This window comes from Bacillus infantis (assembly GCF_020171945.1).
Lineage (GTDB): Bacteria > Bacillota > Bacilli > Bacillales > Cytobacillaceae > Bacillus_AB > Bacillus_AB infantis_A.
In genome coordinates this window covers 20,932-47,708 of the sequence record NZ_JAIVAP010000002.1, presented here as the reverse complement: position 1 = coordinate 47,708, position 26,777 = coordinate 20,932, and the positions used below count along the sequence as shown (strand labels likewise).

27 protein-coding genes and 1 riboswitch are annotated in these 26,777 nt (G+C 47.0%); of the genes, 14 read left to right on the top strand and 13 right to left on the bottom strand.

The features are described from left to right. Positions 1–231: 231 nt before the first annotated feature. Positions 232–1,419, bottom strand: a complete 1,188-nt coding sequence (locus tag LCM00_RS04370) for an MDR family MFS transporter (RefSeq protein WP_224898273.1) — start codon at positions 1,417–1,419, stop codon at positions 232–234. Between the two features lie 246 nt (positions 1,420–1,665). Between LCM00_RS04370 and LCM00_RS04365 the strand changes: the two genes are divergently transcribed. Then, on the top strand, positions 1,666–2,469 hold the full coding sequence (locus tag LCM00_RS04365) for an alpha/beta fold hydrolase (protein WP_224898271.1): 804 nt from the start codon (positions 1,666–1,668) through the stop codon (positions 2,467–2,469). A 39-nt stretch (positions 2,470–2,508) separates the two neighbouring features. On the opposite strand, the gene LCM00_RS04360 is transcribed toward LCM00_RS04365, so the two are convergent. Both LCM00_RS04360 and LCM00_RS04355 read right to left on the bottom strand, forming a co-directional pair. Continuing rightward, a complete protein-coding gene (locus LCM00_RS04360; protein WP_224898268.1) occupies positions 2,509–2,691 on the bottom strand; it encodes a glycogen biosynthesis protein GlgD in 183 nt (60 codons plus the stop codon). A gap of 12 nt (positions 2,692–2,703) precedes the next feature. After that, positions 2,704–2,967 (bottom strand): YtzC family protein, encoded by a 264-nt coding sequence (locus tag LCM00_RS04355; protein ID WP_224898266.1) that lies wholly within the window; start codon positions 2,965–2,967, stop codon positions 2,704–2,706. A 347-nt stretch (positions 2,968–3,314) separates the two neighbouring features. On the opposite strand from LCM00_RS04355, the gene LCM00_RS04350 reads away from it, so the two are divergent. Next, positions 3,315–4,286, top strand: a complete 972-nt coding sequence (locus LCM00_RS04350) for a TIGR01212 family radical SAM protein (RefSeq protein WP_224898265.1) — start codon at positions 3,315–3,317, stop codon at positions 4,284–4,286. 101 nt (positions 4,287–4,387) lie between these two features. After that, the gene (locus LCM00_RS04345; protein WP_224898263.1) at positions 4,388–4,960 is read left to right on the top strand and encodes a tRNA (mnm(5)s(2)U34)-methyltransferase; all 573 of its coding nucleotides are present in this window, start codon (positions 4,388–4,390) and stop codon (positions 4,958–4,960) included. A 149-nt stretch (positions 4,961–5,109) separates the two neighbouring features. Here LCM00_RS04345 and LCM00_RS04340 read toward each other — a convergent pair whose 3' ends face one another. After that, complete coding sequence (locus LCM00_RS04340; protein WP_224898261.1) at positions 5,110–6,201, bottom strand: tetraprenyl-beta-curcumene synthase family protein; 1,092 nt, start codon at positions 6,199–6,201, stop codon at positions 5,110–5,112. An 11-nt stretch (positions 6,202–6,212) separates the two neighbouring features. Next, positions 6,213–7,016: an alpha/beta hydrolase gene (locus LCM00_RS04335; RefSeq protein ID WP_224898259.1), complete on the bottom strand. Its 804-nt coding sequence runs from the start codon at positions 7,014–7,016 to the stop codon at positions 6,213–6,215. 168 nt (positions 7,017–7,184) lie between these two features. Between LCM00_RS04335 and LCM00_RS04330 the strand changes: the two genes are divergently transcribed. Together LCM00_RS04330 and LCM00_RS04325 are read left to right on the top strand one after the other, a co-directional pair. After that, positions 7,185–7,697: a gamma carbonic anhydrase gene (locus LCM00_RS04330; RefSeq protein WP_224898257.1), complete on the top strand. Its 513-nt coding sequence runs from the start codon at positions 7,185–7,187 to the stop codon at positions 7,695–7,697. Positions 7,698–7,815: 118 nt separating this feature from the next. Then, on the top strand, positions 7,816–8,691 hold the full coding sequence (locus LCM00_RS04325) for a C39 family peptidase (protein WP_224898255.1): 876 nt from the start codon (positions 7,816–7,818) through the stop codon (positions 8,689–8,691). On the opposite strand, the gene asnB is transcribed toward LCM00_RS04325, so the two are convergent. The 3 genes from asnB to LCM00_RS04310 all read right to left on the bottom strand — a co-directional run bounded on the left by asnB (position 8,688) and on the right by LCM00_RS04310 (position 13,210). After that, the gene (gene asnB, locus LCM00_RS04320; RefSeq protein WP_224899293.1) at positions 8,688–10,592 is read right to left on the bottom strand and encodes an asparagine synthase (glutamine-hydrolyzing); all 1,905 of its coding nucleotides are present in this window, start codon (positions 10,590–10,592) and stop codon (positions 8,688–8,690) included. The genes LCM00_RS04325 and asnB overlap by 4 nt on opposite strands. A gap of 328 nt (positions 10,593–10,920) precedes the next feature. Further along, positions 10,921–12,120 carry a methionine adenosyltransferase gene (gene metK / locus LCM00_RS04315; protein ID WP_224898253.1) on the bottom strand — a complete coding sequence of 400 codons (1,200 nt, stop codon included), beginning with the start codon at positions 12,118–12,120 and terminating at the stop codon, positions 10,921–10,923. Positions 12,121–12,550: 430 nt separating this feature from the next. Next, positions 12,551–12,729, bottom strand: a riboswitch (SAM riboswitch). Between the two features lie 115 nt (positions 12,730–12,844). Continuing rightward, positions 12,845–13,210: a thiol-disulfide oxidoreductase DCC family protein gene (locus tag LCM00_RS04310; RefSeq protein WP_224899290.1), complete on the bottom strand. Its 366-nt coding sequence runs from the start codon at positions 13,208–13,210 to the stop codon at positions 12,845–12,847. A gap of 369 nt (positions 13,211–13,579) precedes the next feature. Here LCM00_RS04310 and qoxA point away from each other — a divergent pair, with 369 nt between their 5' ends. Genes qoxA through qoxD form a run of 4 tightly spaced genes read left to right on the top strand, consistent with a single transcriptional unit; the run spans position 13,580 to position 17,413 of the window. Then, positions 13,580–14,536 (top strand): cytochrome aa3 quinol oxidase subunit II, encoded by a 957-nt coding sequence (gene qoxA, locus LCM00_RS04305; protein WP_224898251.1) that lies wholly within the window; start codon positions 13,580–13,582, stop codon positions 14,534–14,536. 41 nt (positions 14,537–14,577) lie between these two features. Further along, a complete protein-coding gene (qoxB, locus tag LCM00_RS04300) occupies positions 14,578–16,530 on the top strand; it encodes a cytochrome aa3 quinol oxidase subunit I (protein ID WP_224898249.1) in 1,953 nt (650 codons plus the stop codon). After that, positions 16,530–17,126 (top strand): cytochrome aa3 quinol oxidase subunit III, encoded by a 597-nt coding sequence (gene qoxC, locus LCM00_RS04295; RefSeq protein WP_224898247.1) that lies wholly within the window; start codon positions 16,530–16,532, stop codon positions 17,124–17,126. The genes qoxB and qoxC overlap by 1 nt, the downstream gene beginning before the upstream one ends. Positions 17,127–17,128: 2 nt before the next feature. Beyond that, the gene (gene qoxD / locus LCM00_RS04290; RefSeq protein ID WP_224898245.1) at positions 17,129–17,413 is read left to right on the top strand and encodes a cytochrome aa3 quinol oxidase subunit IV; all 285 of its coding nucleotides are present in this window, start codon (positions 17,129–17,131) and stop codon (positions 17,411–17,413) included. A 397-nt stretch (positions 17,414–17,810) separates the two neighbouring features. Here the strand turns inward: qoxD and LCM00_RS04285 are convergent, their stop codons facing one another. Then, positions 17,811–18,053, bottom strand: a complete 243-nt coding sequence (locus LCM00_RS04285; RefSeq protein WP_224898243.1) for a hypothetical protein — start codon at positions 18,051–18,053, stop codon at positions 17,811–17,813. Positions 18,054–18,321: 268 nt separating this feature from the next. Between LCM00_RS04285 and pckA the strand changes: the two genes are divergently transcribed. Beyond that, positions 18,322–19,911: a phosphoenolpyruvate carboxykinase (ATP) gene (pckA, locus tag LCM00_RS04280; RefSeq protein ID WP_224898241.1), complete on the top strand. Its 1,590-nt coding sequence runs from the start codon at positions 18,322–18,324 to the stop codon at positions 19,909–19,911. 85 nt (positions 19,912–19,996) lie between these two features. Here the strand turns inward: pckA and LCM00_RS04275 are convergent, their stop codons facing one another. Further along, positions 19,997–20,443: a DUF4385 domain-containing protein gene (locus LCM00_RS04275; RefSeq protein WP_224898239.1), complete on the bottom strand. Its 447-nt coding sequence runs from the start codon at positions 20,441–20,443 to the stop codon at positions 19,997–19,999. Between the two features lie 72 nt (positions 20,444–20,515). Beyond that, positions 20,516–21,394 carry a LysR family transcriptional regulator gene (locus LCM00_RS04270; RefSeq protein WP_224898237.1) on the bottom strand — a complete coding sequence of 293 codons (879 nt, stop codon included), beginning with the start codon at positions 21,392–21,394 and terminating at the stop codon, positions 20,516–20,518. A 109-nt stretch (positions 21,395–21,503) separates the two neighbouring features. Between LCM00_RS04270 and LCM00_RS04265 the strand changes: the two genes are divergently transcribed. Continuing rightward, on the top strand, positions 21,504–22,583 hold the full coding sequence (locus tag LCM00_RS04265) for a citrate synthase/methylcitrate synthase (protein ID WP_224898235.1): 1,080 nt from the start codon (positions 21,504–21,506) through the stop codon (positions 22,581–22,583). Between the two features lie 61 nt (positions 22,584–22,644). On the opposite strand, the gene LCM00_RS04260 is transcribed toward LCM00_RS04265, so the two are convergent. After that, entirely contained in the window at positions 22,645–22,887 is a 243-nt protein-coding gene (locus LCM00_RS04260) for a DUF2584 domain-containing protein (RefSeq protein WP_224898233.1), read from the bottom strand. Positions 22,888–22,908: 21 nt separating this feature from the next. Beyond that, the gene (locus tag LCM00_RS04255; protein ID WP_224898231.1) at positions 22,909–23,709 is read right to left on the bottom strand and encodes an alpha/beta hydrolase family protein; all 801 of its coding nucleotides are present in this window, start codon (positions 23,707–23,709) and stop codon (positions 22,909–22,911) included. A 143-nt stretch (positions 23,710–23,852) separates the two neighbouring features. Between LCM00_RS04255 and LCM00_RS04250 the strand changes: the two genes are divergently transcribed. From LCM00_RS04250 to LCM00_RS04240, 3 genes are read left to right on the top strand one after another with little or no spacing between them, the layout of a single operon-like run. Beyond that, positions 23,853–24,848: an ABC transporter substrate-binding protein gene (locus LCM00_RS04250; protein ID WP_224898228.1), complete on the top strand. Its 996-nt coding sequence runs from the start codon at positions 23,853–23,855 to the stop codon at positions 24,846–24,848. Between the two features lie 36 nt (positions 24,849–24,884). After that, entirely contained in the window at positions 24,885–25,655 is a 771-nt protein-coding gene (locus LCM00_RS04245) for an ABC transporter ATP-binding protein (protein WP_224898226.1), read from the top strand. Beyond that, positions 25,642–26,445 carry an ABC transporter permease gene (locus LCM00_RS04240; protein WP_224898223.1) on the top strand — a complete coding sequence of 268 codons (804 nt, stop codon included), beginning with the start codon at positions 25,642–25,644 and terminating at the stop codon, positions 26,443–26,445. Before LCM00_RS04245 ends, LCM00_RS04240 begins: the two co-directional genes overlap by 14 nt. The last annotated feature ends 332 nt before the right edge of the window (positions 26,446–26,777 follow it).

The window sequence follows — 26,777 nt, the reverse complement described above, 5'->3', positions numbered from 1 at the left end:
GACCCCGCAGCGCGCAGCGTGAGGAGGCTCAGCGTCGCCCCGCGGAAAGCGAAGTGCCTGGAACGGAAATGAACCCCCTGTCTTACCGCCCTCCTTTGTGAATAAAAATTTCACAGGACACGTGGAAGAAGGCTGTCCAGAAATGCGTGAAACAGAGTCTTCCACGGCTGAGACCAAATCCATATGGGCACTAACACAGCCAAATAGAAAAAAAGCGCCGGAATCCGGCGCTTAGGATGCTCGAACAGTCATTTCTTCCGACTGTTTCAGCTTTTTATCATACATGATGGTTGTAAAAATGGAAATGACCAGCAGTCCGATCAATACGGAGAACAGCATGCCCATCCCATTCATATCTACAAGGATCCCGCCAAGAAGCGGCCCGATCATCCTGCCGCCGGTCGCCGTACTGTTGACGATTCCCTGGTAGAAGCCTTCCCGCCCTTTTGGGGCAAGATCATTGGCGATAGTCGGCACAGCCGGCCAAATGAGCATTTCACCGATTGTGAGAATGACCATGGAGGCAATAAATGCAGAGAATTGCTCAGCAGAAGCGGCAAGGGCAAATGAAACGATGAATATGATGATCCCGGTAATGATCTGGGTCTTCAGATTCTTGCCGATCTTTTTCAGCATTGCATTTAAAAACGGCTGTCCAAGGACGATAAGCGCTCCATTGATTGTCCACAGCAGGCTGTATTGCCTCAGGGAAATATTGATTTCCTGTGTATAAGCCGCAATTGTGGACTGCCACTGGACATAGCCGACCCAGCACAACAGATAGCCAGCACAAAGGACCAATAATGCGTATAGCTTGGCATGGTTCTTGATCCTTTTGTTTTCCTTCAGGACAGATGTCTGGTTTCCTGAAATCGTCTGGATCCCTTTATAGCCAAAGACGGCTATTAGAAGGAAAATAATATACATCAGTGCATTCGCAAGGAAAATCAATTGGAAGGAATAGGAGGCGACAAGCCCTCCAAGAGCTGCTCCAACCGCAACACCCAGATTCTGTGCTACATAAATGGCGTTGAAGGATTTCCTGCCGCCTTCCTTCCAGACTGAACCGGCCATTGCATACATGGATGGAAAAACAATCCCGGATCCGAATCCGATGACAGTCAGAAAGATCACATAATGCGGCCACCCATGCCAGATGGTAAGGCCTGTGAGAGCTAATACTGTAATGCCTATTCCAAGAAGGATCGATTTATATCCCCCGATTTTATCAAAAAGATATCCGCCGTATAAATTTCCGGCAACACTGGCTGCAGAATTGAGCATCAGCACAATCCCCGCAACCGACAGCGACTTGCCCAGATGATCGTGAATGTATATGGCATTAAGAGGCCACAAAAAAGAAGAGCCTGTTACATTCACCGCCATCCCTATAATTAAAAGCCAGAGGGCACGAGGCATGAAAAACGCTCCTTTGCTTAAATGATATTTCGAACACCAAAACAATTCTAGTGGTTTTTACCCTTCCCTGCAATAGAAAAGTTTCATGTTTTTTCGCCTAATGCTGCCAGGAAATGAATAAAAATAAATAGAAGAAAATAACGTCCGGCCCAGCGGCTGTTTTCCTCAATACAAAACAGGGGGAAATCCTGTATAGCCCATGGGTTAATATTCACTTTTCATCTGAAAAATAAAGGAGGATTTTTCATGCCAAGGGCAGCCGTCAGCGAATCACTTGAATTGTATTATGAGGAGTCCGGCAGCGGGACGCCTGTCATTTTTATACATGGCGTCTGGATGAGCAGTGCTTTTTTCCAAAAGCAGATTGGAAGGATTTCCGGTGCGAGGACTATTGCAGTCGATATGAGGGGACATGGAAAATCAGGCCAGCCGCATTCCGGCCATACCATTTCTTCGTATGCCAGGGATCTTCACGACTTTATGGAGAAGCTTGAATTAAAGGATGTGGTCCTTGCCGGCTGGTCAATGGGGGCATTTGTCGTCTGGGAATATATTAAGCAGTTCGGTGAGGAGAACCTCAAGGGTACGATCATTGTGGATGAATTGCCATCTGATTTTAGATGGCCGGATTTTCCGATGGGCGCATTTGATATGCCGGCCCTCATCCATTTCATGCAGGAAATTCAAAATAACAGGAGGGAGTTCGTAAGCGGATTTCTGCCATTGATGTTCAAGGAAAGCATTAAAGAAAAGGATTTAGAATGGATGATGGATGCTGTTACAGCGATGCCTGAATCAATTGCATCAAGCATCTTATTCGATCAATCCATCGTTGACTACCGGCCGCTCTATCCCACCCTGAAAAAGCCGTCCCTGCTCTGCTATGGCAGGGAAGAAAAACTGATACCGGTGGCGGCTGGCCAATATATACAAGAGCATAGCGCTGATTCTGAGCTGATCATCTTTGAAAACAGCTGCCATTGCCCCTTCCTTGAAGAAGCTGATTTATTCAATAAAACGGTGGAAAGTTTCCTTGTCAGGCTTGGATAATAGGTTAAGCCGGCTCATTCAGGATGAGCCGGCTTATTTTTATGAAAGCTGTTCAGGTTCGGGATGCTGCTTCGACTTAATGGGCTGGCTCCCAAGATTTTTTTCATATTTCTTTTTTGATTCTTTTACAGGATCATAATCCCTGCCTATTTCAATATCCTGGTTATTGATGCCGTTTCGTGTCTTTTGTTCGGGATTATTCTGCTTTGAACGTTTTTTCATCATGATTCCCCCTTAATGCCTGAGCAGTGTCATGCTGTTCTGAAGCTGCTGCAGCTGAAGCCTCATCCTGTGGAGCTGCTCCCGCTGCTGAGCATTGGCGCTATGGGCAAGATCCGCCATATCATTGAAAGCAGCCTCCAGCCCCTGCATCGCATCGGCATATTCATGGCTGTTAAAGTGCTCCTGCATGCTCGCTTGCTGGTATTGCTCATTTGCATTTCTTATCGCATCTTCACACTGCTGAAGAAATTGTTCTACAGATTGACGGGTAGCCATCATATACCCTCCTTATAAATCTCAGTGGAGAAGCTTTAAGCTTCCCTATTAGTGTGTTTCACGGGCACATTTCTATCACAGACTTAAGGCGGGAAATCATGGCAGCCCCATTCCCTCCAACCGGCTGACTGGCAAAAATTTTTAAAACAGTTGCTAAGGTACACATTGCTGTTGATTTTGGGCTCATTTATCCCGATAATCACCGCTGAAAGGCGTTGAAACAAAGTTTCACATGTATAGGTCCAAAATCCGCCAAAGTAAATACTGCATGCCCCTTCAATTTAATTTATGGTAAAATCCATTATAGAAAAGCGGATGCTCCGCGTTTATCAAAGGAGGTGTCTGACATGAATCAGGCCAATCCTTTTTCATTTGCCTCAGACAATAAAAGATACCACACGTGGAATTACCATCTCCGCCAGGTTTTTGGCCATAAAGTCTTCAAGGTGGCTCTTGACGGAGGTTTTGACTGCCCGAACCGTGACGGTACACGTGCCTTTGGCGGCTGTACATTCTGCAGTGCCGCCGGCTCCGGCGACTTTGCCGGCAGCCGGGCTGATGATCTGGAAAACCAATTTAATGAAATCAAGCAGAAGATGCATCATAAATGGAAGGAAGGCAAGTATATGGCTTACTTCCAGGCCTTCACCAACACTCATGCACCTGTCGAAGTATTGAGGGAGCGCTACGAAAAGGTGCTTGCACAGGAAGACGTTGTCGGCCTGTCGATAGCGACTCGCCCTGACTGCCTTCCTGATGATGTCATCGAATATCTGGCTGAACTGAACGAAAGAACTTACCTATGGGTGGAACTTGGCCTGCAGACAGTGCATGAGAAGACGGCCCTGCTGATCAACAGAGCGCATGATTACCAATGCTATATCGACGGTGTCAGCAAGCTCCGCAGGCATGGCATCCGCGTCTGTTCACATATCATTAACGGCCTTCCGCTTGAGACGCCGGAAATGATGATGGAGACGGCCCGGGAGGTATCCAAACTTGACGTTCAGGGAATAAAGATTCATCTGCTCCACCTGCTGAAAGGAACGCCGATGGTCAAGCAGTATGAAAAAGGAATGCTGGAATTCCTCTCCCAGGAAGACTATGTCCGGCTCGTCTGCGATCAGCTTGAAATCCTTCCGCCGGAAATGATTATTCACCGGATAACAGGGGATGGCCCAATCAATCTGATGATCGGCCCGATGTGGAGCGTCAATAAATGGGATGTCCTTAATTCCATTGATGCCGAGCTTAAGCGCCGCGGCAGCTGGCAGGGGAAATATTATAAACAGCCTTCAGAAACCGGTGCTTTACAGTAAATTCGTGTTAACATCAGCTGCACCGGCAATTCATCGGTGCAGCCTGTTTTGTCTTTATAGCTTATACCAATAATACATACTGCTATGCATGGAGGTTTGTCATGAAACTTGAGAGAATTCTTCCCTACGCCAGGACCATCCTTGAGAAAGCGGTAAGTCCCGGGGATGTCGTTGTTGACGCCACTCTTGGCAATGGCCATGATGCCCTTTACCTGGCTAATCTGGTCGGTCCGAACGGGCGGGTATATGGGTTTGACATCCAGGAACAGGCTATACAAAATAGCAGAACCCGCTTATCCGGGCATGGCATGGAAGAGCGGGTAACGCTTTTTCACAGCGGCCATGAACAGCTGCTGGAGTGCATACCGCCTGTCCATCATAAGAAAATTGCTGCAGCCGTCTTCAATCTGGGCTATCTGCCAGGAAGCGACAAAACTGTGGTCACCCGTCCGCGAACAACCATTTCTGCAATTGAACAGCTTCTGGAAGTCATGCCGCCAGAAGCTGTCATCGTCCTGGTGATCTACCATGGGCATTTTGAAGGGGCCGTTGAAAGGGACTATCTCCTGCGATATGTTAAAACAATTGAGCAGGAGCGCGCCCATGTCCTGCAATACCAATTCATCAACCAGGCCAATAAACCGCCTTTTATTATTGCCATTGAAAAAAGATGAAAGCCTGCCGCTGTGCAGGCTTCTTTGTTATACCGCTGCAATGCACGGGCGGGGAAACACTGTGGGTCAGAAAGACGGGGCCAGTTTTATCATTCTCCTTACCCAATGAAACAGCGCTGCCAAAAAGACAGCGCTGTACAATGCCAATTTTAAAAAAGCAGCCTGGCCAATCCTGCGGGCATCCATTTCTGTACGGTCCGATAGGCCCTTCCATTTACATAAAAGAAATAGCTGACTGGACCGCCTGTTTTTATGATATGGCGGGCCAGGCGGCGCACATGCTTTTGCCTGCGCACTTTTTCATCGGAGAGGTAAATGCCGAGCAGCCCCCTGTTGATAAGCCGGTGGAAGCTCTTGTGCGGCAGTCCTTCAATATGCTTATCCGCTTCGGCAATAAAGTGCTGCAATCGTGCAAAAAGCTGCTGTTCATCCTGATAATAGAAGCAGAAATTCAAGTCTCCTCCCTCCAGGTCTTCCTCCTGGTCGATCAGGTAATCGAGGAGGATATGAAGTCCCTGGATATAAGGAAAATAGCCGTGGCGGATCTTTGCTGCATCCTCCTCTGCAAATTCATCAGACAGGGCGAAGGACACAAGACTGAAAATACCGAGTGTAGAGCCGGAACAGGCTGAAAATTCATACCATTCCATTTCAGGTACAAGTCCCCTGTATTCTGCATGCCAATTTTGCAGCCTCGGGACACGTTCTTCGAGACAGACATGTTTATGTATCTGCAGATCCGAGTAATAGCGGCAAAGCTCCTTCAAATAAGAGCGGATGCTTTCATAATGCCTGCAGCCCCTCAGCATCCCCCGGCAGGCGCCGGCCAATTCTGCGAGATACCCGCCATCCTCTTTCTCCTGCCGCTCCCGGTAGTAATCACCTGATCCCGGCTCGAGGGAAAGGGCATCATCCATTGCCTCATGAAGGGCGGAGAAATCAGCAGGGTCCTGGGAAGTGCTTCGGTCACAAAGATTATCCAGATAATCGCTGACCGTCTGATAGGCGACAATGAACCGGACTGCCTCCTTGTACCGGTCCTTGGCCAAAAGGGCCATGATGGCCCCTCCCTCGCAGTGGAAGGCTTTATGGCCGATGCTTGCCAGCGCCTGCTTTCTAAGCTCCGGATCAGGGATATTCTCTGCTCTTTCCCTCCAGTACGCCAGCTCGCGGTGGACTTCAGGGATTATTTTTTTATATACCTTTGTCATTAAAGGAATCGGCATGGAAGGTACAGTCATTTCAACACCTCTTAAACAAGGTAGCCGAGCGTTTTCAGCTGGCTGTCGACAAAGTCCTTGGCATATTCGAAAACTTCTTCCCGTTCCGGTTCATTGAAGATTTCATGATAGCATTTTGGCCATTCCTTGAATCTTTTTTCCGTCAGGGGAGCCTGATTGAACCAGGTTTTTACCGTCGCTTTATTGACAATCTTGTCGTCCCCTCCCTGCATGACAAGCATGGGAATATCCTGTGTTTTTTCCTGATTTTCAAAAGCGAGCTTCATGGCATGCACAAGCTCTCTGTACCATCTGACAGATACCTTTGTCACATAAAGGCTGTCATTTAAGTCCGCTTCCTGCACATCCTTATTTCTTGTAGCCATATCAATCGTCAGCCCGGAATTCATCCTGAGGCTGGGCGCCACTTTATTAAGCCCGTAAGATAGGAGATTCAGCACACCGGATGGCTTTTGAACCAGTCCAAGGCAAGGAGAGGACAAGATGACACCGGCCAGATTCATCCGGTCTGTTTGAAGCAGCCTGATCGATGCAAGGCCTCCCATGCTGTGCCCAAGCAGGAATACAGGCAGTTCAAACTGATAGGCAGCCTGGATCCAGTCCTTAATTTCATATATGTATTCATCAAAGGAGTCGATATGGCCTCTTCTTGATCTGGTTGTCATGCCCTGGCCTGGAAGATCGCCCATTATTACATGAAAACCGGATAAGCGCCACATTTCGATAAGCCAGCCGTACCGGCGATGATGCTCCATGGCACCATGGACCATTACGATTACCGCCTTAGCCTCTCCTTCAGCTTCCCATTTCCACATAGTGTTCCTCCTGTCGGTACTCAAATTTTCTACTAGCATTATCCTATAAACAGAAGCTGTTTGCCAAACGGCAGCTTCATCGAAAAAAAACAATCTTCTGCAAAAAATGGCGGCCTGCTCTGACAAAAAATGATAAAATCTAACTATTACAACTAGGGAGTGTATAAAATGATATACCCATATAAAGGGAAGATGCCCCGTATTTCGCCGACAGCGTACATCGCTGATTATGCAACCATCACCGGGGATGTTGAAATCGGGGACGAATCCAGCATCTGGTTCAATACTGTCATCCGCGGAGATGTAGCCCCGACAATCATCGGAAGAAAAGTAAACGTCCAGGACAATTCCGTCCTTCACCAAAGCCCCGGCAACCCGCTGATCATTGAAGATGAAGCGACCATCGGACACCAGGTCATCCTGCACAGCTGCATCATCCGCAAAAAAGCGCTGATCGGCATGGGCTCCATCATCCTCGACAACGCCGAAATCGGGGAAGGCGCCTTTATCGGGGCCGGCAGCCTTGTAGCACAGGGCAAAAGGATCCCGCCCAATACGCTGGCATTCGGAAGGCCAGCCAAGGTAATCAGGGAACTGACAGAAGAGGATATTAAGGATATGGAGCGGATCAGCCGCGAGTATGCCGAAAAGGGCCAGTATTATAAGTCGCTCAAAGACTAGAAGTCGGCTGCAGAACGGACAGGCTAGTTACTTTATAGTTACCCTATTGGAAAAAACTTATGCTTATCAGCAAAAAGCGGCTGAATGGGCTGGAACAAGATAATACAGGGTGGTGCAAATGAATTATCTCTTTATTGTTATTCTATTGCTGCTGATCTTTTTTCTTTCTCTTCTTTTTAAAGCGAAGAAAGGGAAACGGCTCTTCAGCCCTCTTATTCTATTTATCTTCATTGCTGTTCTCCTTGCAGGGGCCATGGCCATTGACCATAATCAGCCAGGTTCACCAGGGGGCATTGCGGACCGGATTAAGTCATGGATCAGGTCCCCTTTGACCTCAGCAAGTTCCTTTTTGGACAAGACGCTTGACCGGCCTATCATCAAAATCAAGGATGAGGTGCTGCTTGATGCCCCTGCCCTGCATCAGCTCCCGGAGCTTCCGCGGGGCTGCGAGGTCACAAGTCTCGGCATGCTGCTGCTGCATGCCGGGGTTCAGGCAGATAAAATGGCGCTTGCAAAGGAAATAGAAAAAGAACCGACTCCCTACAAAAAGGAGAATGGCAAAGTATATTACGGCCATCCGAACGACGGCTTCATCGGGGACATGTACTCCCTTGATGCGCCCGGTCTCGGCGTGTACCACAAGCCGGTCAAGGATCTGGCCGAAAAGTACCTTCCTGGCGATATAATCGATTTGACCGGTTCTGACTTTACAGAGCTGAAAACACATCTATCAGATGGACAGCCTGTCTGGGTGATTACAAATACGGCCTATCAGAAACTGTCTCCCGACTTTTTCCAGACATGGGAGACGCCAAGCGGGCCGGTTGAGATCACTTATAAAGAACATTCAGTCCTGATCACCGGATATGATTCCGAATATGTATATTTCAACGATCCACTCACTGGAGAGAAAAATAAAAAAGCACCCATTGATGGCTTTGAAGAAGCCTGGGTGCAGATGGGAAGACAGGCAATCACCTATCTATCCCGCTAGCCTTTCATTGGCTGAAAGGATGGTTCGCTGATCAGTTCCTTTTCAAATGAATATTTCTTTTCGACATACACATCATGCCAGAGCATGAACATGAGCACAGTCCAGATTTTCCGGCTGTTGTCTGCTTTATCCTGGCAGTGGTCTTCAAGAAGCTTCAGAACATAATCTTTGTTGAGCAAATGATCCGTGCTGCTTTCGCGGATTATTTTTTTTGCCCACCCGTTCATCTCGTCCTTCAGCCAGTGGCGGATCGGGACAGGGAAGCCAAGCTTCTTCCGGGTAAGCACATGATCAGGCACAACGCCTTCCGCTGCTTTTCTCAGGATATATTTAGTCGTTCCATTGGCCGTCTTCAGGCTTGTAGGGATCCTTGATGCCACATTGAATACCTCTTTATCAAGGAATGGCACGCGAAGCTCAAGGGAATGGGCCATGGTCATTTTATCAGCCTTCAGTAAAATATCGCCGCGCATCCAGGTGTGGATGTCGATATACTGCATGCGGTCCACCGGATCATAGCCGCGGCTCTCAGCATATAAAGGCCTCGTGATATCTTTATAATCGATTCCGTTCTGGTAGACGCCAAGGAGGCTGCGCTTTTCTTCTTCAGTGAACATTTTGGCATTTCCGATATATCTTTCTTCCATCGGCGTCACGCCGCGTTCAATGAAGCTTTTGCCTTTCATGCCCTCCGGCATCATCTTGGCAATCAGCCTCAGGAAGGCTTTCCCAACCTGCGGTATTTTATTGAACATTTCAAGCGACTGTGGCTCGCGGTAAATATTATATCCGCCGAACAGCTCATCCGCACCTTCGCCTGAAAGGACGACCGTTACATGCTTCCTTGCTTCACGGGCAACGAAGTATAAAGGCACACATGCCGGATCTGCGAGCGGATCGTCCATATGCCACATGATCCTGGGCAATTCATCCATATACTCCTGCGGTGTGATCACATAGCTGATGTTTTCAACACCAAGCTTATCCGCTGTTTCTTTGGCTACATCAATTTCGCTGAACCCGTTCCGCTCAAAACCGACAGAAAAAGTCTTGATATTCGGATGGTACTGTTTTGCAATGGATGCAATGATGGAAGAATCAATGCCTCCGGACAGGAAAGAACCGACCGGTACATCGCTTCGCATATGCATTTTAACTGAATCGAACAGGACGTCTTTGATTTCTTTCACAAATTCCGGCTCAGACTTTTGGACAGGCTGGAAAGATGCTTTCCAATAGCGTTTGATGTCCATCGGAGAACCGATTTTTTTTGTGAAATAATGGCCTGGTTCAAGCTTATGGATGCCCGCGGACATTGTTTCCGGCTCCGGGACAAACTGGTAGGTCAAATAATGCTGGAGGGACTCATAGTTAAGGACGTCGTTTTCCAGCGCCATCAGGATACTTTTCTTTTCAGAAGCAAAGAATGTTTTCCCGTCATTCTCGAGGTAGAAGAAAGGCTTGATCCCGAAATGGTCCCTTGCCCCGTACAAGGACTGCTCCTGTTTATCCCAGATGACAAATGAGAACATCCCGCGGAGCTTTTCGACCGCTTTTTCCTTCAGGTGGCTGTAAAGCGCAATAATTACTTCTGTATCTGAATTCGTCTCAAATGTAAGGCCTTCTTTTAAGAGTTCTTCCCGAAGCTCCACATAGTTGTAGACTTCGCCGTTGAAAATGATCCAGTATCTTTCATTTTCATAGGTCAGCGGCTGATGGCCGCATTCGATGTCAATGATGCTCAGGCGGCGGAAGCCGAACTGAATATGCTCATCATTATAATAGCCTGCATCATCAGGCCCCCTGTGGGTAATAATATTGTTCATATTTTCAAACTGCTGCTTTTGCGCTTCGTTCAGAACTTGCGCATTTTCATGGACACAGCCGATAAAACCGCACATTATGTAGTTCACCTTCTTCAATTTAGTCAAAAATCCCATTCCGTCTGAAAAAAACAGCGGAAGGCATTCATGCCGGTGCAGTGCCTGCCCGGCCAGCCATAATCTGCAATATCACACATTGTTTCCCCAAAAAACATACTCTCTAATACTACCACTAAACCTGAAAAAATGGCACTATCAACATGAAAAACGGGCAGGGGAAAAATTAGGCATTTACATGAATTATTCACAGATCATCAGGCCGTTAAACACTCCTATCCTCTTAGACGAAATATAAAAGCGGGAGTTGCATATTTCAGCACTCCCGCTTTTTCTGTACATATGAGGATTACTTTACAGCCTGCTGGCGCAGGGCATCTGCTTTGTCAGTGCGCTCCCATGGAAGATCAACATCTGTACGGCCAAAATGCCCGTAAGCTGCAGTCTGCTTGTAGATAGGGCGGCGCAGGTTCAGCATATTGATGATGCCTGCAGGGCGAAGATCAAAGTTATCGCGGACAAGATCGACAAGCGTATCTTCGCTTACAGTTCCTGTTCCGAATGTATCCACTGAAATGGAAACCGGCTGCGCTACACCGATGGCATAGGCAAGCTGCACTTCAACCTTATCAGCAAGGCCTGCAGCGACGATATTCTTCGCTACATAGCGGGCTGCATAAGCTGCTGAACGGTCAACCTTTGTAGGATCCTTGCCGGAGAATGCGCCTCCGCCGTGGCGCGCATATCCGCCGTAGGTATCAACAATGATTTTGCGGCCAGTCAAACCTGCATCCCCTTGAGGTCCGCCAATAACAAAACGGCCAGTAGGGTTGATGAAGTATTTTGTATTTTCATCGATCAGTTCTTTTGGAACGACCGGATTGATGACATGTTCTTTCAGGTTGCGCTGGATTTGCTCCAGGCTGATTTCAGGATGATGCTGTGTGGAGATGACAATAGTATCGATTCGTACCGGCTTGTCGTTCTCATCATACTCAACAGTCACCTGTGTCTTGCCATCCGGACGCAGATACGGAAGAATCTCTTCTTTGCGCACTTCTGTCAGGCGGCGTGATAATTTGTGTGCCAGGGAAATCGGAAGAGGCATAAGCTCTTTCGTTTCATTGCAGGCAAAGCCGAACATAAGGCCCTGGTCCCCTGCGCCGATCGCTTCGATTTCTTCATCTGACATTTGGCCTTCACGCGCTTCAAGCGCCTGGTCGACACCCATTGCAATGTCAGCTGACTGCTCATCAATGGAAGTCAATACGGCACATGTTTCGGAATCAAAACCGTATTTAGCACGGGTATAGCCGATTTCCTTGATTGTTTCGCGGACAAGCTTTGGAATATCAACATATGTAGATGTTGTAATTTCACCTGCAACAAGGACTAACCCTGTTGTAACAGATGTTTCAGCAGCAACGCGGGCATTTGCGTCTTTTGCTAAGATAGCGTCTAAAATAGCATCAGAAATCTGGTCACAGATCTTATCCGGATGACCTTCAGTAACTGATTCAGAAGTAAACAAACGGCGTTTATTTGACATCTGATTTCCTCCTTATTTATAAGAATAGAGTGAGGTTCTTATCCGGCGCTACACCTTATTCTTCCCCTCGGATTGATACGGTACTCATTCCCTAAGTAGTATTGAATAAACATGGAGTTTTTATCCCGCTCTCGCGTATGCATTGCTTCACAATCTGCATAACCGGCTGGTTCCATTCCCCGGGACCTCCCGTCTCAGGCAAGTGCTGAACAGGCAGGTGCCCGCTGATGCAGATAACCGGTCAAAGGCATTATATATAAGCCAGGCTCAATAAGATTGTATGATTTTATCCTGTTAAATGCATAGCCATTGTAAATCAGCTTTATGCAAAAACTACCATAATATGCAATTAAAAGACTTCCCTCAAAATGCAAAATAAAAAACCTTCCCAAAGTGAAAAGGTTGAAAGCAAAATGATTCGCGCCTTTCACTCTTATCGTTCAAGGAATCTTCCTTGCATCAGGTTAGCACCTTTGCTAAAAACAGACCATTGCTGGCTGGTAATTTGAACCGTTATGCTCTTTTCAGCATATATCCGTTTTCAAAAAGCTTCATTAGCAGGTTGCTGGGTTTCATCGGGCCTGTCCCTCCACCAGCTCGGGATAAGAGAGTATCCGTTCAAGGTAAAATCATAACGTAATGATGTAGTGGCGTCAATCATTTTCTCCGCTATAAAGAGAAGAAATTCACCCTGGATCAGCTTTATATCTGATATGGGAATTAATCACAGGGAACAGCTGCCATCCCTGCATTTCTTCCTGAGCAATTTATGTCTGTTCCGTGCAATCAGCCGGTATACCGGAACCCCTGCTGCTGAAGCAAAAGGAAGGTGCATAAAGAGCCCGGGAACGAAGGTAAGGGGAAACAGCAGCAGCAGCTTCCTTACCGCATAAAAACCCTTCAGGACCTTTTTTTCAGGAGTAATAATATGAAGCTCTTTCCTCAGCTCCCTGCTGCTGAACTGTGGCTCACCATACTCCTGTTCATATTTCTGGAGTGAAACCCAGTCTACCCTGTGAAACAGGTCAAGCTTTTGGAAAGATTTCTTTGTCATTTGGCAAAGCTGGCAAGTATTGTCGTAAAGGGCCATCGTTTTCACATTACCATCTCCCGCCTGTAATATCGTGCATTTTATTAAATTTTACCATACCTTTCAATCATTTTAGAAGCAGTGTAAACTTATATCTATATAATATATGTTTCATTAAATAAAGTGCCCCATCTGCTTAGCTGCAGAGGTTTCCCCGCCTTTGGCAAGCCCCCCTAATTTATGTTGTGCAAATAATATGCCGCAAAGTTCGGAAAGAATTTCTATCTTCTTGAACAATTTGTGACACCTTTCACATTCTATTGAATTACCCTTTAAAATTGCTTATGATGATAACAGATTGTGAACTATGTAACATATACACTATTATTATGTTATTAAACTTTCAGCCATTGAGAAAGGGGCTTATCCATGAAAAAGAAATATTCTTTGCTTTTAGGAATATTTACAATCATTACTATTCTATCAGGCTGTGAGCCGCTGATGGTTCTGGATCCCAAGGGGCCTCAGGCCGCCATCCAGGCAAAAGACATCATCCTGTCAACGGCAATCATGTCTGTCATCGTTCTTGTGGTTTTTGCCATGCTTGCTTACATGCTCTATAAATACCGCTCTTCGAAGCAAAGCAAGGATTATGAACCGCCGCATATTAAAGGAAACCTTCTCGTCGAAGCAGTCTGTGTCGGAATTCCTGTCCTGATCGTTATCTTCCTTTCGGTCGTATCCACACAAAGTAACTATAAAGTGGAATCAGCACCGACAGGATACGGCGACAAAGAGCCTTTAGTCGTCTATGCATCATCTTCTAACTGGAAATGGCATTTCAGCTACCCGGAAGAAGATATCGAAACAGTCAACTATCTATATGTCCCGACTGACCGCCCGCTTGAGTTTAAGCTGTATTCATACGGACCGATTACAAGCTTCTGGATCCCGCAGCTTGGCGGACAAAAGTATGCCATGGCTGACATGGTCAATACGCTGCATCTGGCCGCTGATGAACCTGGCGACTATATGGGGCGCAATGCCAACTTCAACGGAAAAGGCTTTGCTGAAAATACTTTCAATGTAACAGCCATGCCGCAGGAAGAATTTGACCAATGGGTTGATGACGTCAAAGAGACGGCTGAGCCTCTTACAGAAGAAAAATTCGATGAACTGCTTGAACCAGGGCATCTTGGACAGTCCACTTATACCGGGACACATCTTGATTTCATGCCTGCTCCTGAAGGCGAGCATGGCGGCCATAACCATGGTTCCAGCTCTGACAGTGACGACGCTGACTCAGATCATGAACATCATGAGAATATGGATATGGAAGAGGACGGATCTGGCGGCAATGGCCACTCAGAACATGAAGGCCATTAATATGAACAGACCCGCTACCCTAGAAAGGAGTTTTAAATCCTATGGAATTCTTTGAACGTTTTGCCATTCCGCATCCAAGCCCTGTTATCTATGCGTCAATGGTTGCTATAGGTTTAACGGTTATTGCCATCATTGCAGGCTTGACCTATTTCAAAAAATGGGGCTATCTGTGGAGAGAATGGCTGACAACAGTCGACCATAAACGGATTGGGATCATGTATCTGATTTCCGCCCTGCTCATGCTTTTCCGAGGCGGCGCAGATGCCATCATGATGCGCGCCCAGCTGGCTGTGCCGGACAATACACTTCTTGACGCACAGCACTATAATGAAATCTTTACAACACACGGAACAGTAATGATCCTGTTCATGGCAATGCCATTCATCATGGCATTCATGAACTTTGTCGTGCCGCTCCAGATCGGAGCACGGGACGTTGCTTTCCCTAAGCTTAATGCACTCAGCTTCTGGCTCTTCTTCATGGGTGCCATGCTGCTGAACATCTCATTCGTTATCGGCGGTTCGCCTGATGCCGGCTGGACTTCATACTTCCCGCTTGCAGGCACCGAGTTCAGTGAATCAGTCGGAACGAACTATTATATGTTCTCACTGCAGATCGCAGGTTTGGGTACATTGATGACAGGTATCAATATGGTGACGACCATCCTCAGGATGCGTGCGCCTGGCATGACATTGATGAAAATGCCAATGTTCACATGGTCATCACTTGTTGCCAGCATCATTATCGTATTTGCTTTCCCAGTACTGACTGTTGCTCTTGCAATGGGTTCTCTTGACAGATTATTTGCCACTAACTTCTTTACAACCAGCAATGGCGGTATGGATATGCTGTGGGCAAACTTCTTCTGGGTATGGGGACACCCTGAGGTATACATTCTGATACTTCCTGCTTTCGGTATATACAGCGAGATCATCTCAACGTTTGCACGCAGGAATCTTTATGGCTATAAATCAATGGTAGGATCCATGGTGATCATTTCACTCTTGTCCTTCCTTGTCTGGACCCACCACTTCTTTACAATGGGCCAGGGAGCTTTGACAAACAGTATTTTCTCTATTACAACCATGGCGATTGCTGTGCCGACCGGAGTTAAGATCTTCAACTGGCTCCTTACGCTCTGGAAAGGGAAAATCACGATTACGACGCCAATGCTGTATTCCCTTCTTTTCATCCCGATTTTCACAATCGGCGGGGTAACAGGCGTTATGCTTGGAATGTCAGCGGCAGACTACCAGTATCATAATACAATGTTCCTGGTTGCCCACTTCCACATGGTTATCATCCCGGGTGTTGTATTCGCGATGCTAGCCGGATTCCATTTCTACTGGCCAAAAATGTTCGGCTATATCCTGAACGAAAAGATCGGGAAGCTGACTGCATGGATCATTTCCATGAGTACGCTCCTTGCTTTCATGCCGATGTTCTTCTCGGGCTTGGACGGACAGGCACGCCGTGCTTACACTTATTCTGAAGCTACAGGATACGGCATCTGGAATATGCTTTCCTTTATAGGAGCTGCAGGCCTTGCTGTCGGATTCGCCTTGATTGTTTACAATGTGTACTACAGCACGCGCTACGCTTCAAGAGATATCGGTTCAGATCCATGGGATGCACGTTCTCTTGAGTGGGCGACAAACACACCGGTGCCGGTATATAACTTTGCCGTGCTGCCTGAGGTGAAGACTTCTGAAGGTCTCTGGGATGCGAAAAAGCATGGGCATAACCTGTTCCCTGGCAAATATGAAGAAATTCATATGCCGAACAACAGCGGTTTGCCATTTATCTTAAGCTGCATCTTCTTTGTATGGGGCTTCTCCTTCATCTTTGCTATGTGGATTCCAGTCATCATTGCAACGATCGGCATCTTTGCCTGCATGGCAGTATGGTCGTTCCAAAAAGATTATGGCTACCATATACCGGTTAAGGAAATCGAAAAAACTGAAAATGAAACTAATATGCGGGGTGCTAACTAATGAAAATAGATCACTCGCTGCCGCTTGAATTCAGTACTGAAGAAAATAAAACGAAGATATTAGGATTCTGGATTTTCCTTGGTGCGGAAATCATGCTTTTCGCAACACTCTTTGCCGGATATTTTACCTTGGTGGACAGGACCGGAAACGGTCCGTCTGCCGGTGAAATCTTTGAGATCTCACCAGTATTGATTGAGACATTTGTTCTATTAACGAGCAGCTTTACGATCGGGCTGGCCATACACGCCATGAGGCTCGGCAATAAAAAAGCAATGCTTGCATTCTTCGGGATCACTATTGCTCTTGGGGCAGGATTCTTAGGAGTAGAAATTTTTGAATTCACCACTTATGTGCACGAAGGTGCAGGACTTCAGACAAGCGCCTTTACAGCGATCCTGCTTACAACGCTGGGGACCCACGGACTCCACGTCACATTCGGGATTTTCTGGGGACTGTCAATCATGCTGCAGGTGAAAAAACGCGGATTGAATCCTCACACTGCCAATAAGTCATTCATCTTTTCACTGTATTGGCATTTCCTTGATGTTGTGTGGATCTTCATCTTCAGCTTCATTTACCTGAAAGGACTGATGTAAACATGAGCGAATTATTTCCTCGCAAACAAGTGATGGGCTTTGTATTCTCACTAATCCTGACAGCAGTGGCCCTCATGGTTTACTTCTTTGACATGTCCTATACAGTCGGGCTGACGATTCTTGTCATTACGGCATTCATCCAGGCTGCACTGCAGCTGGTCGTATTCATGCACGCAGGCGAATCGGAGGATAAAGGAACGATTTTTACCAATATTTATTATTCGATCTTTATTGCCCTGGTGACTGTGTTTGGTACATTGCTCACTATGATTTGGGGTTATATGTAAAACTAAAAGCGGAAGCGCCTTGGTTAGGGCAAAAAAATAGGAGAGCCTTTTGTGGCGCTCCTATTTTTTTTGCCTTATAAATGAAGGCTGTTGATTTGCGTTCCAGGCACTTCGCTTTCCGCGGGGCGAAGTTGAGCCTCCTCGCGCTGCGCGCTGTGGGGTCTCAACATTTTCGCTGCAATCCCGCAGGAGTCTTCGTGCCTTCCACTCCAATCAACAGGCTTACTTAACTTTTTTGTGCTTTTGGGTTCCGGCGATTTATTACCATTACTATACCTAAGAGATAAGGAAATCAGAACATCAGATCTTAAGTGGCACCTAGAAATCAAAAAGGGGACAGAAAAGCTTTTTCAGTCCCCTTTTTCCTGCAAAATAAAAAGAGCGTCATCCGACGCTCCTATTTTTTATGTTGTACTGTCAGTCTGCAGCCTTCTGTTTTTTCGAGCATTTCTTCTGTTGCTTTGAAGAAGATGCCCATGAGGAAAATGAAAACTGCTCCGATGACCATCCCGATTCCGACAGGAGTCAGTAAGCTGGAACCGTTTGCAAAAAATCCAGCCAGAAAAGTGAGAATTCCTGCTGCCAGGATGGCTCCGCCGATATTTTTGGTGAAGATAATGATCTTTTGATTGCTGTTCATGCTTATCGCTCCCCTTTTTTCCTTATTATCCCTCTCCGTTCACCATTTTGTCAATATCTTTTCACATAATATACCTTGACTTTATTATTTTTTACCCTTAAGAATGGGAAATCATGCAGTTTTCTTTGAAAATAGGTGAAATGTTACAATTTCTTGTTAACACAAGGAAAAAAGTTAAATAGTATAGATTAATAATTTAAATGTGTTATACTATTTTTGAGATGTAATCACTTTCAAAAACAAATTGGCAAAGGAAGGTATTCATCAGATGAATTCTGTAAGCATCCCAAACGAACTCAGCACCCTATTGCAAGGCCAGAATATTCAAATGCAATTGTCTGTACCCCAGCTTGTGGAAAAAGTACTGAATAAACAGGAAGGCATCCTGACGGCAACGGGTGCAGTCTGCGCCACAACCGGAAAGTATACCGGCCGGTCGCCAAAGGATAAATATATTGTTGAAGAAGCATCTGTGAAGGATAAGATCGACTGGGGCCCAGTGAACCAGCCTATTTCCGAAGAGATATTCTCAAGCCTTTATTCTAAAGTAATCGATCATTTAAAAGATAAAGAAGAAGTTTATGTGTTTAAAGGTTTTGCAGGAGCGGACACAAAGCACAGGCTCCCTATTCAAGTAATCAATGAATATGCATGGCACAATCTTTTTGCACATCAGCTCTTCATACGCCCTTCTGAGGAGGAGCTTCTCGACCATGAAGCTGCCTTCACAGTCATTTCAGCCCCTGATTTTAAAGCAGATCCGGCTATTGACGGGACACAGTCCGAAACTTTCATCATTGTCTCCTTCGAGCGCAGGACTATATTGATTGGCGGTACAGAATATGCCGGGGAAATCAAGAAGTCGATATTCTCTATCATGAATTATGTCCTTCCGGAAAACGGCATCCTGTCTATGCACTGTTCCGCGAATGTAGGCACAGAAGGAGATGTGGCCCTTTTCTTCGGTCTGTCCGGAACAGGAAAAACAACACTCTCTGCTGATCCAAACCGCCGCCTGATTGGAGATGACGAGCACGGCTGGTCATCAACAGGGGTCTTCAATGTCGAGGGAGGGTGCTATGCAAAATGCATCGGCCTGACACGCGAGAAGGAACCGCAGATTTTTGACGCCATCCGCTTCGGCTCTGTTCTGGAAAATGTCATCGTCAACCAGGAGTCACGCCTTCCGGATTATGACGATAATACATTGACTGAAAATACACGTGCGGCATATCCGCTCCAGGCTGTCGACAATATCGTCGATCCGAGCGTAGCCGGCCATCCGAACACGATCATATTCCTGACGGCGGATGCCTTTGGGGTGCTCCCTCCAATCTCCAAGCTTTCAAAGGAGCAGGCTATGTACCATTTCTTAAGCGGCTATACGTCAAAGCTTGCCGGAACCGAGCGCGGCATTACTTCCCCGCAGGCAACGTTCTCAACATGCTTCGGGTCACCGTTCCTGCCTTTGCCAGCAATGAGGTATGCCCAAATGCTCGGAGAGAAAATCAGTGAGCATAATGCCAATGTCTTCCTTGTCAATACAGGATGGACAGGCGGGGAGTATGGAACAGGCAGCCGCATGAAGCTTGCCTACACACGCGCGATGGTTCAATCTGCGTTGATCGGCGAACTGAATCATGCCGAAACGGCAAAGGATGAAATCTTTGGCCTTGAAATTCCGCTTCACGTGCCTGGTGTTCCTGATGATGTCCTTCAGCCAGTGAAAACATGGGCAGACCCGGAAGCATATGCCGAAAAAGCAAAAGAGCTTGCCGCTCAATTCCGGGCCAATTTCAAGAAATTCACAGACGTACCGGCTGAGATCGTGGAAAAAGGCGGGCCTTCTGAGGCCTGACTACCATTTAAAGCTGAGATGCTTTTAACACTGAATAGATAGAAACAAAAAGCCGTGCCCGGACATCCAGGCACGGCTTTCTATTTTATCCATATTTCTTCTGATGCTTCTTTTTTAGTTCCAGGTATTCCTGATCCTCTCTGATCAGGTTCCATTTTTCCTTAAAAATGCGGGCCGACTCCGCTTTTTCCTGATCAATGTTTCTTTCCTTCACCTCCCCATCTTCATCATACTTGCGTCCGCCTTTATAATTCGCATACCTCCTGGCACGTGTATAACCCATCTGAATGAATTTACGGCTCATGTCCATGCCGGGAAAATCTCCTTTTTTCTTATACTCCAAATACAGCTGATAAATCTTTTCCGATGACTCCTTTGCAATCTCCGGCGTCCGGAACCGCCAGTGGGGAAGAATTTCACTTTTATACGGCTCGACCAGCAGCACTCCCTGCTCCCCTCTCCCAACCCTGTATTTCTCCGGATTTTTCCGGAAATCAATTTGTTCAAAGTCCAGTGTATAGTCAAATGCCACTGTTATCATCTCCCTGCTTATCCATTCCTTTTCAGGCAGGCTTCAAAACAATATGCAGCATTTTGCTCTCTTTTAGATTCTGTAATTGGATAGAAAGCTTAGAAATTCCCGCTGCTTTGAGTGGCTGTAACGCATGATTGCATAAGTAGCTGCTTCCGGCAGCTGTATATTCCTGCATTCTACCTCCAGAAGCCGTCCTTCCAGAAGCTCCCGCCTGACAGTCGACTCAGGCAGGAAAGATACGCCAAGGCCTTCGGCTATAAAGCGCTTGGTAATATGCGTCTGCGACACCCTCATCATTTTCACACGTGGATAACGGATCTTTACCGCCCTGCAAAGCTCATCCCAATAGCCTGGGTGGTTATGTGTCAAAAGATAGGCAGACAAGAGAATCTCTTCCTCATCCAGGGGCGGGGCACTTTCCGAATCTTTCCCGTCATGTCCGGCGACCAGCATCACCCGGTCATTGTATAGAAGCTCTGATATCATTTGCGGACCAGCAGCCGGAAGACATGACAGGCCGATATCCACTTCCCCCTTGCTGACAGCTCCTTCTATATCGGAAGAATCAGCGATCATGACTGAAATCTCGACCTGAGGATGCTGTTTTATATAGCTTTTCAGTACATATGGAAGGATGGTATCAGCAATCAGCGGGGAAATGGCAATTTTCAGCGATGAAGTGAACCCCTGTGAAAAGGACTGCAAATCTTCAAGGCTTTCCTGGTGGACAGCAAGCAGCTTCCGGCAGTGTTCCAGATATCTTCTGCCTTCTTCGGTCAGTTCCACCTTTCTGCCTCCCCGTTCAAAAAGAGATGCCCCAGTCTCTTTTTCCAGCTGCCTTATATGAACTGTGACAGTAGGCTGCGAGATATAAAGCAGATCTGCCGCTCTGCGGAAGCTCCCAGTCTCTGCCGCTGCAATAAATGTTGTCACCCAGCTTAAGTCCATAACTCATCCTTTCTGATTAATTTCCTTAATCAATCTAATTAAAAATAATTAATTTTCTTAATAATTAATATCTTATACAATGAAAGCAGATAAGGAAAGGAGAATGATCATGATTGTAAAAGGATTAAAAGGAATCATTGCTGCCGAAACCTCCGTTGGCCATGTGGATGGATTGAAGGGACAGCTGATTTACCGGGGCTATGAAATCGGGGAGCTGACCAGGAAGTGCTCCTTTGAAGAAGCAGCTTTCCTGCTTTGGCATGGCCGCCTGCCGGCCCAGGGGGAACTGAACGACTTGAAGACAGAACTGCTATCATTCAGGGCGCTTCCTCCGCATGTGGCCAGTATCATAACAGCCATGCCCGTGTCTTTTGGCATGATGGATGTTTTAAGAACCGCTGTATCCTCTCTTGGAGGAACCCTGGAAAAGCCTGCGGTCAGGCAGGCTGTCCAGCTGACCTCACTCATTCCAGTGATGATCGCCTTCAGGAGCCGGCTGCTGGAAGGAAAGCAGCCAGTAGATCCTGACCCATCTATGGGCCATGCCGCGAATTATCTTTATATGCTGAAGGGAAAAGAACCCGAAAAGGCTCATTCAGAAGCTTTGGAAACGTATCTGCTTCTTACGATGGAGCATGGAATGAATGCCTCGACTTTTTCAGCAAGAGTGACTGCATCCACGGAATCAGACCTTATTTCAGCCATTACTTCAGCAATCGGCACAATGAAAGGCCCGCTTCACGGAGGGGCTCCATCAGGGGTGATAGAGCTGCTGGATGAAATAATGGAGCGGGGAGATGCAGAAGCTGTCATCAGGGAGAAATTGGAGCGGGGAGAAAAGCTGATGGGGTTTGGCCATCGCATCTATAAAACGCTGGATCCGCGGGCAGTGGCATTAAAGGAGAAGCTTCAGCAGTTTGCCGGCCATGATACATGGCTTGATATGGCGATGGAGACGGAAAAAACAGCATTGAGGCTGCTGGGTGAATATAAGCCGGGCCGATCATTATACACGAATGTGGAATATTACGCAGCAGCCATCATGAAAGCCCTCCAGATGGACCCTTCCCTCTTTACCCCCACATTCACTGCTGCACGGATAGCAGGCTGGACAGCCCACGTCATCGAACAGGCTGACAACAATGCGATCTTTCGTCCAGAGTCGCTGTATATCGGCCCGCATCACTAATAATGATGTTTTCTCTTCCTTGCAAAAAATTAACAGGCCCCCTTCACAGGGACCTGCTTTTTTAGTTAGTTGAATTCAATGCTACCAGCTGATAAGTGATGCGTGTTTTTCCATCTCCCATTTCAAGCTTCCTGATCAGGGCGGTTCCGCTTAGATCAGCTTCTTTTGTTTTGCGGACCTCTACGGGGATGTCCAGCGGATAGATCCTGTAGCCTTCTTTTTCAAGTGTAAAATAATTGTCTTCAAGCCTGGTTTCCCTGCCTTTTGTCACAATCATCGTATTTAATTCCAAAGGCATGCCCATAGGATATCTCTCCTTCATTCTCTAATCTACTCTTATAGTACCGTATTCAGCCTGTTTTTTCATCCATGCAGTTAAATCGTAAACCACCCTGCGGTTGACTGCCGGCGGGAAGTAATGGGTATATTCGTTGAAATACCAGCTCTCGACCGGCTTCCCTAATGCCTTCAGCCGCTTTTCAAGCCTGTAGGCATGCTCGACAGAAACATTATGGTCCTTAGCTCCATGAATGATCAGCACGGGCGGACCCATATCCTCAAGCTGGTAAAGGGGGGTCCTGCTTTCATACCGTTCAGGATATTTAACCGGTGTTCCCCCGATGACCCGCTTCATCATCCTCCGCAAGTCATTCCTCTCCACATACGTCAATGCCATATCGCTGACTCCGCCCCATGTAACGACAGATGCCGCTTCAGGAAAATGGATGCCTGCAAGGAGCGCCATGACCCCTCCCCTGGAAAAGCCAAAAATATGGACTTTATCTACCCGGGGATGCTTCTGAAGCAGGCGGAAACCAGAAAATGCATCTTCCCTGTCTTCACCTGCAAAGTCTTCATTCCCTTCGCCTCCCTGGTTTCCCCGGTAAAATGGCGCGAATACAATGAAGCCTTCCGAAGCAAATTGGACAATCCGCCCCGGCCTGACTTTTCCCACATTTTTGATTCCTCCACGCAGATAGAGAAATCCGTCATATATCTCCCCATTCTTCGGCTCTGCCAGCAGGCCTTTTACCTTCAGCCCACCGGCTGTATAAGTGATAAGGCTCAATTCAATGGCAGGGTTTGGGGAAGGAAAGCGCTGCCTGTCTGTAATCATATCTTCCATATTCTCATCTCCTTAACCCCTTCAGAATAATAGGCACAAAGCCTTCCTTCATTTTTCCGTTACTGGGCATTCACACATTTTTTGCCCAAATCATACGATAGCTTAGATAAGAACACACACCTTTACACACAGGAGGCAATAGCATGAAAAGAGCTTTAAAAATAAGTCTTTCTTTGCTGGCTGTATTTGTATTGCTGGTGCCGCTGGCGGCTTGCGGCAAAGATGAAGTCCAGACCGTCCGGATTGCAGAAGTTACTCGTTCCATCTTCTATGCTCCCCAATATGTTGCCATTGAAAAGGGATTTTTTAAAGAAGAAGGCCTTGATGTCAAACTGACAACCACCCCTGGCGGAGATAAAACGATGACAGCCCTTCTTTCAGATGGAGCTGATGTGGCGCTTGTCGGATCTGAAACCTCCATCTATGTATACGGCCAGGGCACAAATGATCCTGTCATCAATTTTGCGCAGCTGACACAGACAGATGGAACCTTCCTCGTATCCCGGGAAAAGATCGGTGACTTTTCCTGGGATCAGCTGAAGGGTAAAACCTTCCTTGGCCAGCGCAAAGGCGGAATGCCGCAGATGGTAGGGGAGTTTGTATTGAAGAAGCATGGAATTGATCCCCAGGAAGATTTAAACCTTATCCAAAATGTGGATTATGCCAATATTGCTCCAGCCTTTGCTTCAGGCACCGGTGAATTCGTGCAGCTTTTCGAACCGACTGCCAGCGTATTTGAAAAAGAAGGCAAAGGGCATATTGTTGCCTCCTTTGGCACAGAATCCGGTCATGTACCTTATACCACTTTTATGGCAAAAGAAAGCTATATGAAAGAAAACAGTGAAACGGTTGAGAAATTTGCCCGCGCAATCTATAAAGCCCAGCAGTGGGTTGACTCTCATGAACCGAAAGAAACAGCAGAAACAATCCAAAAATATTTCGAGGATACTGACCTTGATATCATTGAAATGGTAGTGGACCGCTACAGAAGCCAGGGCTCATTTGCAGCTGATCCAATATTGGATGAAGAGGAATGGAAAAACCTCCAGGATATTATGGATGAGGCCGGCGAGCTTCCAAAACGGATTGATCATAAAACATTAGTAAATACAGAGATTGCCGAAAAAGTGATGAAGTAGGCAAGGCTCTGAGCTTAAAGAAACGGAGGGTGAAAAATGGACTTTCTCGAGATTGAACAGATCAATCATACTTATTTCACTAAAAATACTGCAAATACGGCCCTCTCTGATATTACCTTAAGCATCAGGGAAGGGGAGTTTGTCTCCTTCCTTGGCCCAAGCGGCTGCGGAAAGACTACGCTTTTGTCCATTATCGCCGGCCTTATAGAGCCCTCGGAGGGCAAGGTTTCACTTGAGGGGCGTCCAGTCAATATTTCTGAACGGAAGATCGGTTATATGCTTCAGCAGGACTATCTATTCCCCTGGAAAACAATCGAGGAGAACATCTTGATCGGCTTAAAGCTTGCAGGAGAAGACACCGGCAGCAAAAGGGATTATGCCTTCAGCCTGCTTGCTGAGATGGGGCTCTCCGGCGTGGAAAAACAGTTTCCCAAAGAGCTGTCGGGAGGCATGCGCCAGCGGGTGGCCCTGGTGCGCACCCTTGCCGCTGAGCCAAAGCTGCTGATGCTCGACGAGCCCTTTTCCGCCCTTGATTATCAGACTAAACTGAAGCTTGAAGACCTTGTTTCAGGCACGCTGAAAGCATTCGGAAAAACGGCCATCCTTGTGACGCATGATATCGGCGAGGCCATCGCCATGAGCGATAGGATATTCATGTTTTCCCCTCGCCCCGGAAGGCTGCACAAAACCTTCCACATCCCGGATGAGCTGCGGAATCTGAACCCTTTTCAGGCCAGAAGCCATTCATTATATTCTGCATTGTTCCAGTCTGTATGGAAGGAGATGGAGTCCCTTGAGTCAGAATAACAGGATTGATGCCCTGCATCTTAGTTACAAGAAGGGGCTGAGACGGGAGAAAAGGTGGGTCCGCTTCTTCCAGCTTGTCATATTCGCTGTGTTTTTTGCCGGCTGGGAAATATTCAGCAGGAACGAATGGATCAATCCGCTGATTTTCAGCTCGCCCGCAAAAGTATGGGACCTGCTCCTGTCTAAGCTGAGCGACGGCTCGCTCCTGGCCAACCTGGGAATCACCCTTTCGGAAACTGTGTTCGGCTTTGTCCTGGGGACCTTTCTTGGTACATTGCTGGCAGCAATTCTCTGGTGGTCTCCCATCATTCAGAAGATACTGGATCCGTATCTTGTCATACTGAATGCCATGCCCAAGGTTGCTCTCGGGCCAATACTGATTGTTGCCCTCGGCCCGAGCTTTACATCCATCGTCGCCATGGGCGCCATCATATCAGTCATCATTACAACCATTGTCGTTTATACATCCTTCAAGGAAGTGGATCCCAACTATCTGAAGGTGCTGCAGACCTTCGGCGCCACCAGGGCCCAATGCTTTAAGGAAGCCATCCTTCCAGCCTCATTCCCTGTCATCATCTCAACATTGAAGGTCAATGTCGGCCTGTCCTGGGTCGGAGTGATTGTCGGAGAATTCCTGGTATCTTCAAAGGGTCTTGGCTATATGATCATTTACGGTTTCCAGGTGTTCAACTTTACGCTTGTCATGCTGTCTCTCCTGGTCATCGCTGTCTTTGCCACTATTATGTACCAGCTTGTGGATCTGCTGGAGAAAAAACTGATTAAAAGCTGAATGCTGCCAGCCTGGGCGTTTCAATTTTCCCCTGCCTTTTAATGGGGCTGTTGATTTGCGTTCCAGGCACTTCGCTTTCTGCGGAGTCTCAGCATTGCCGCTATCTCCCGCAGGACATTGAATGACCATCCTGGAATCTGCTTCGCACGAGAAAAATGCGCATGCATTTTATGAGGAGTCTGCGTACCTTGCACTCCATTTTACAGGTTTATAAAATTTATTGGGCAAAGCTGCAGTCCGTCTATATTTTTCATTAAAACCTATGTATAAAAAAGGTTTGGGAATTCCCTCTGATCCTCTTTTTGATGCACTTGCCCCGGAATGGCTGTGCT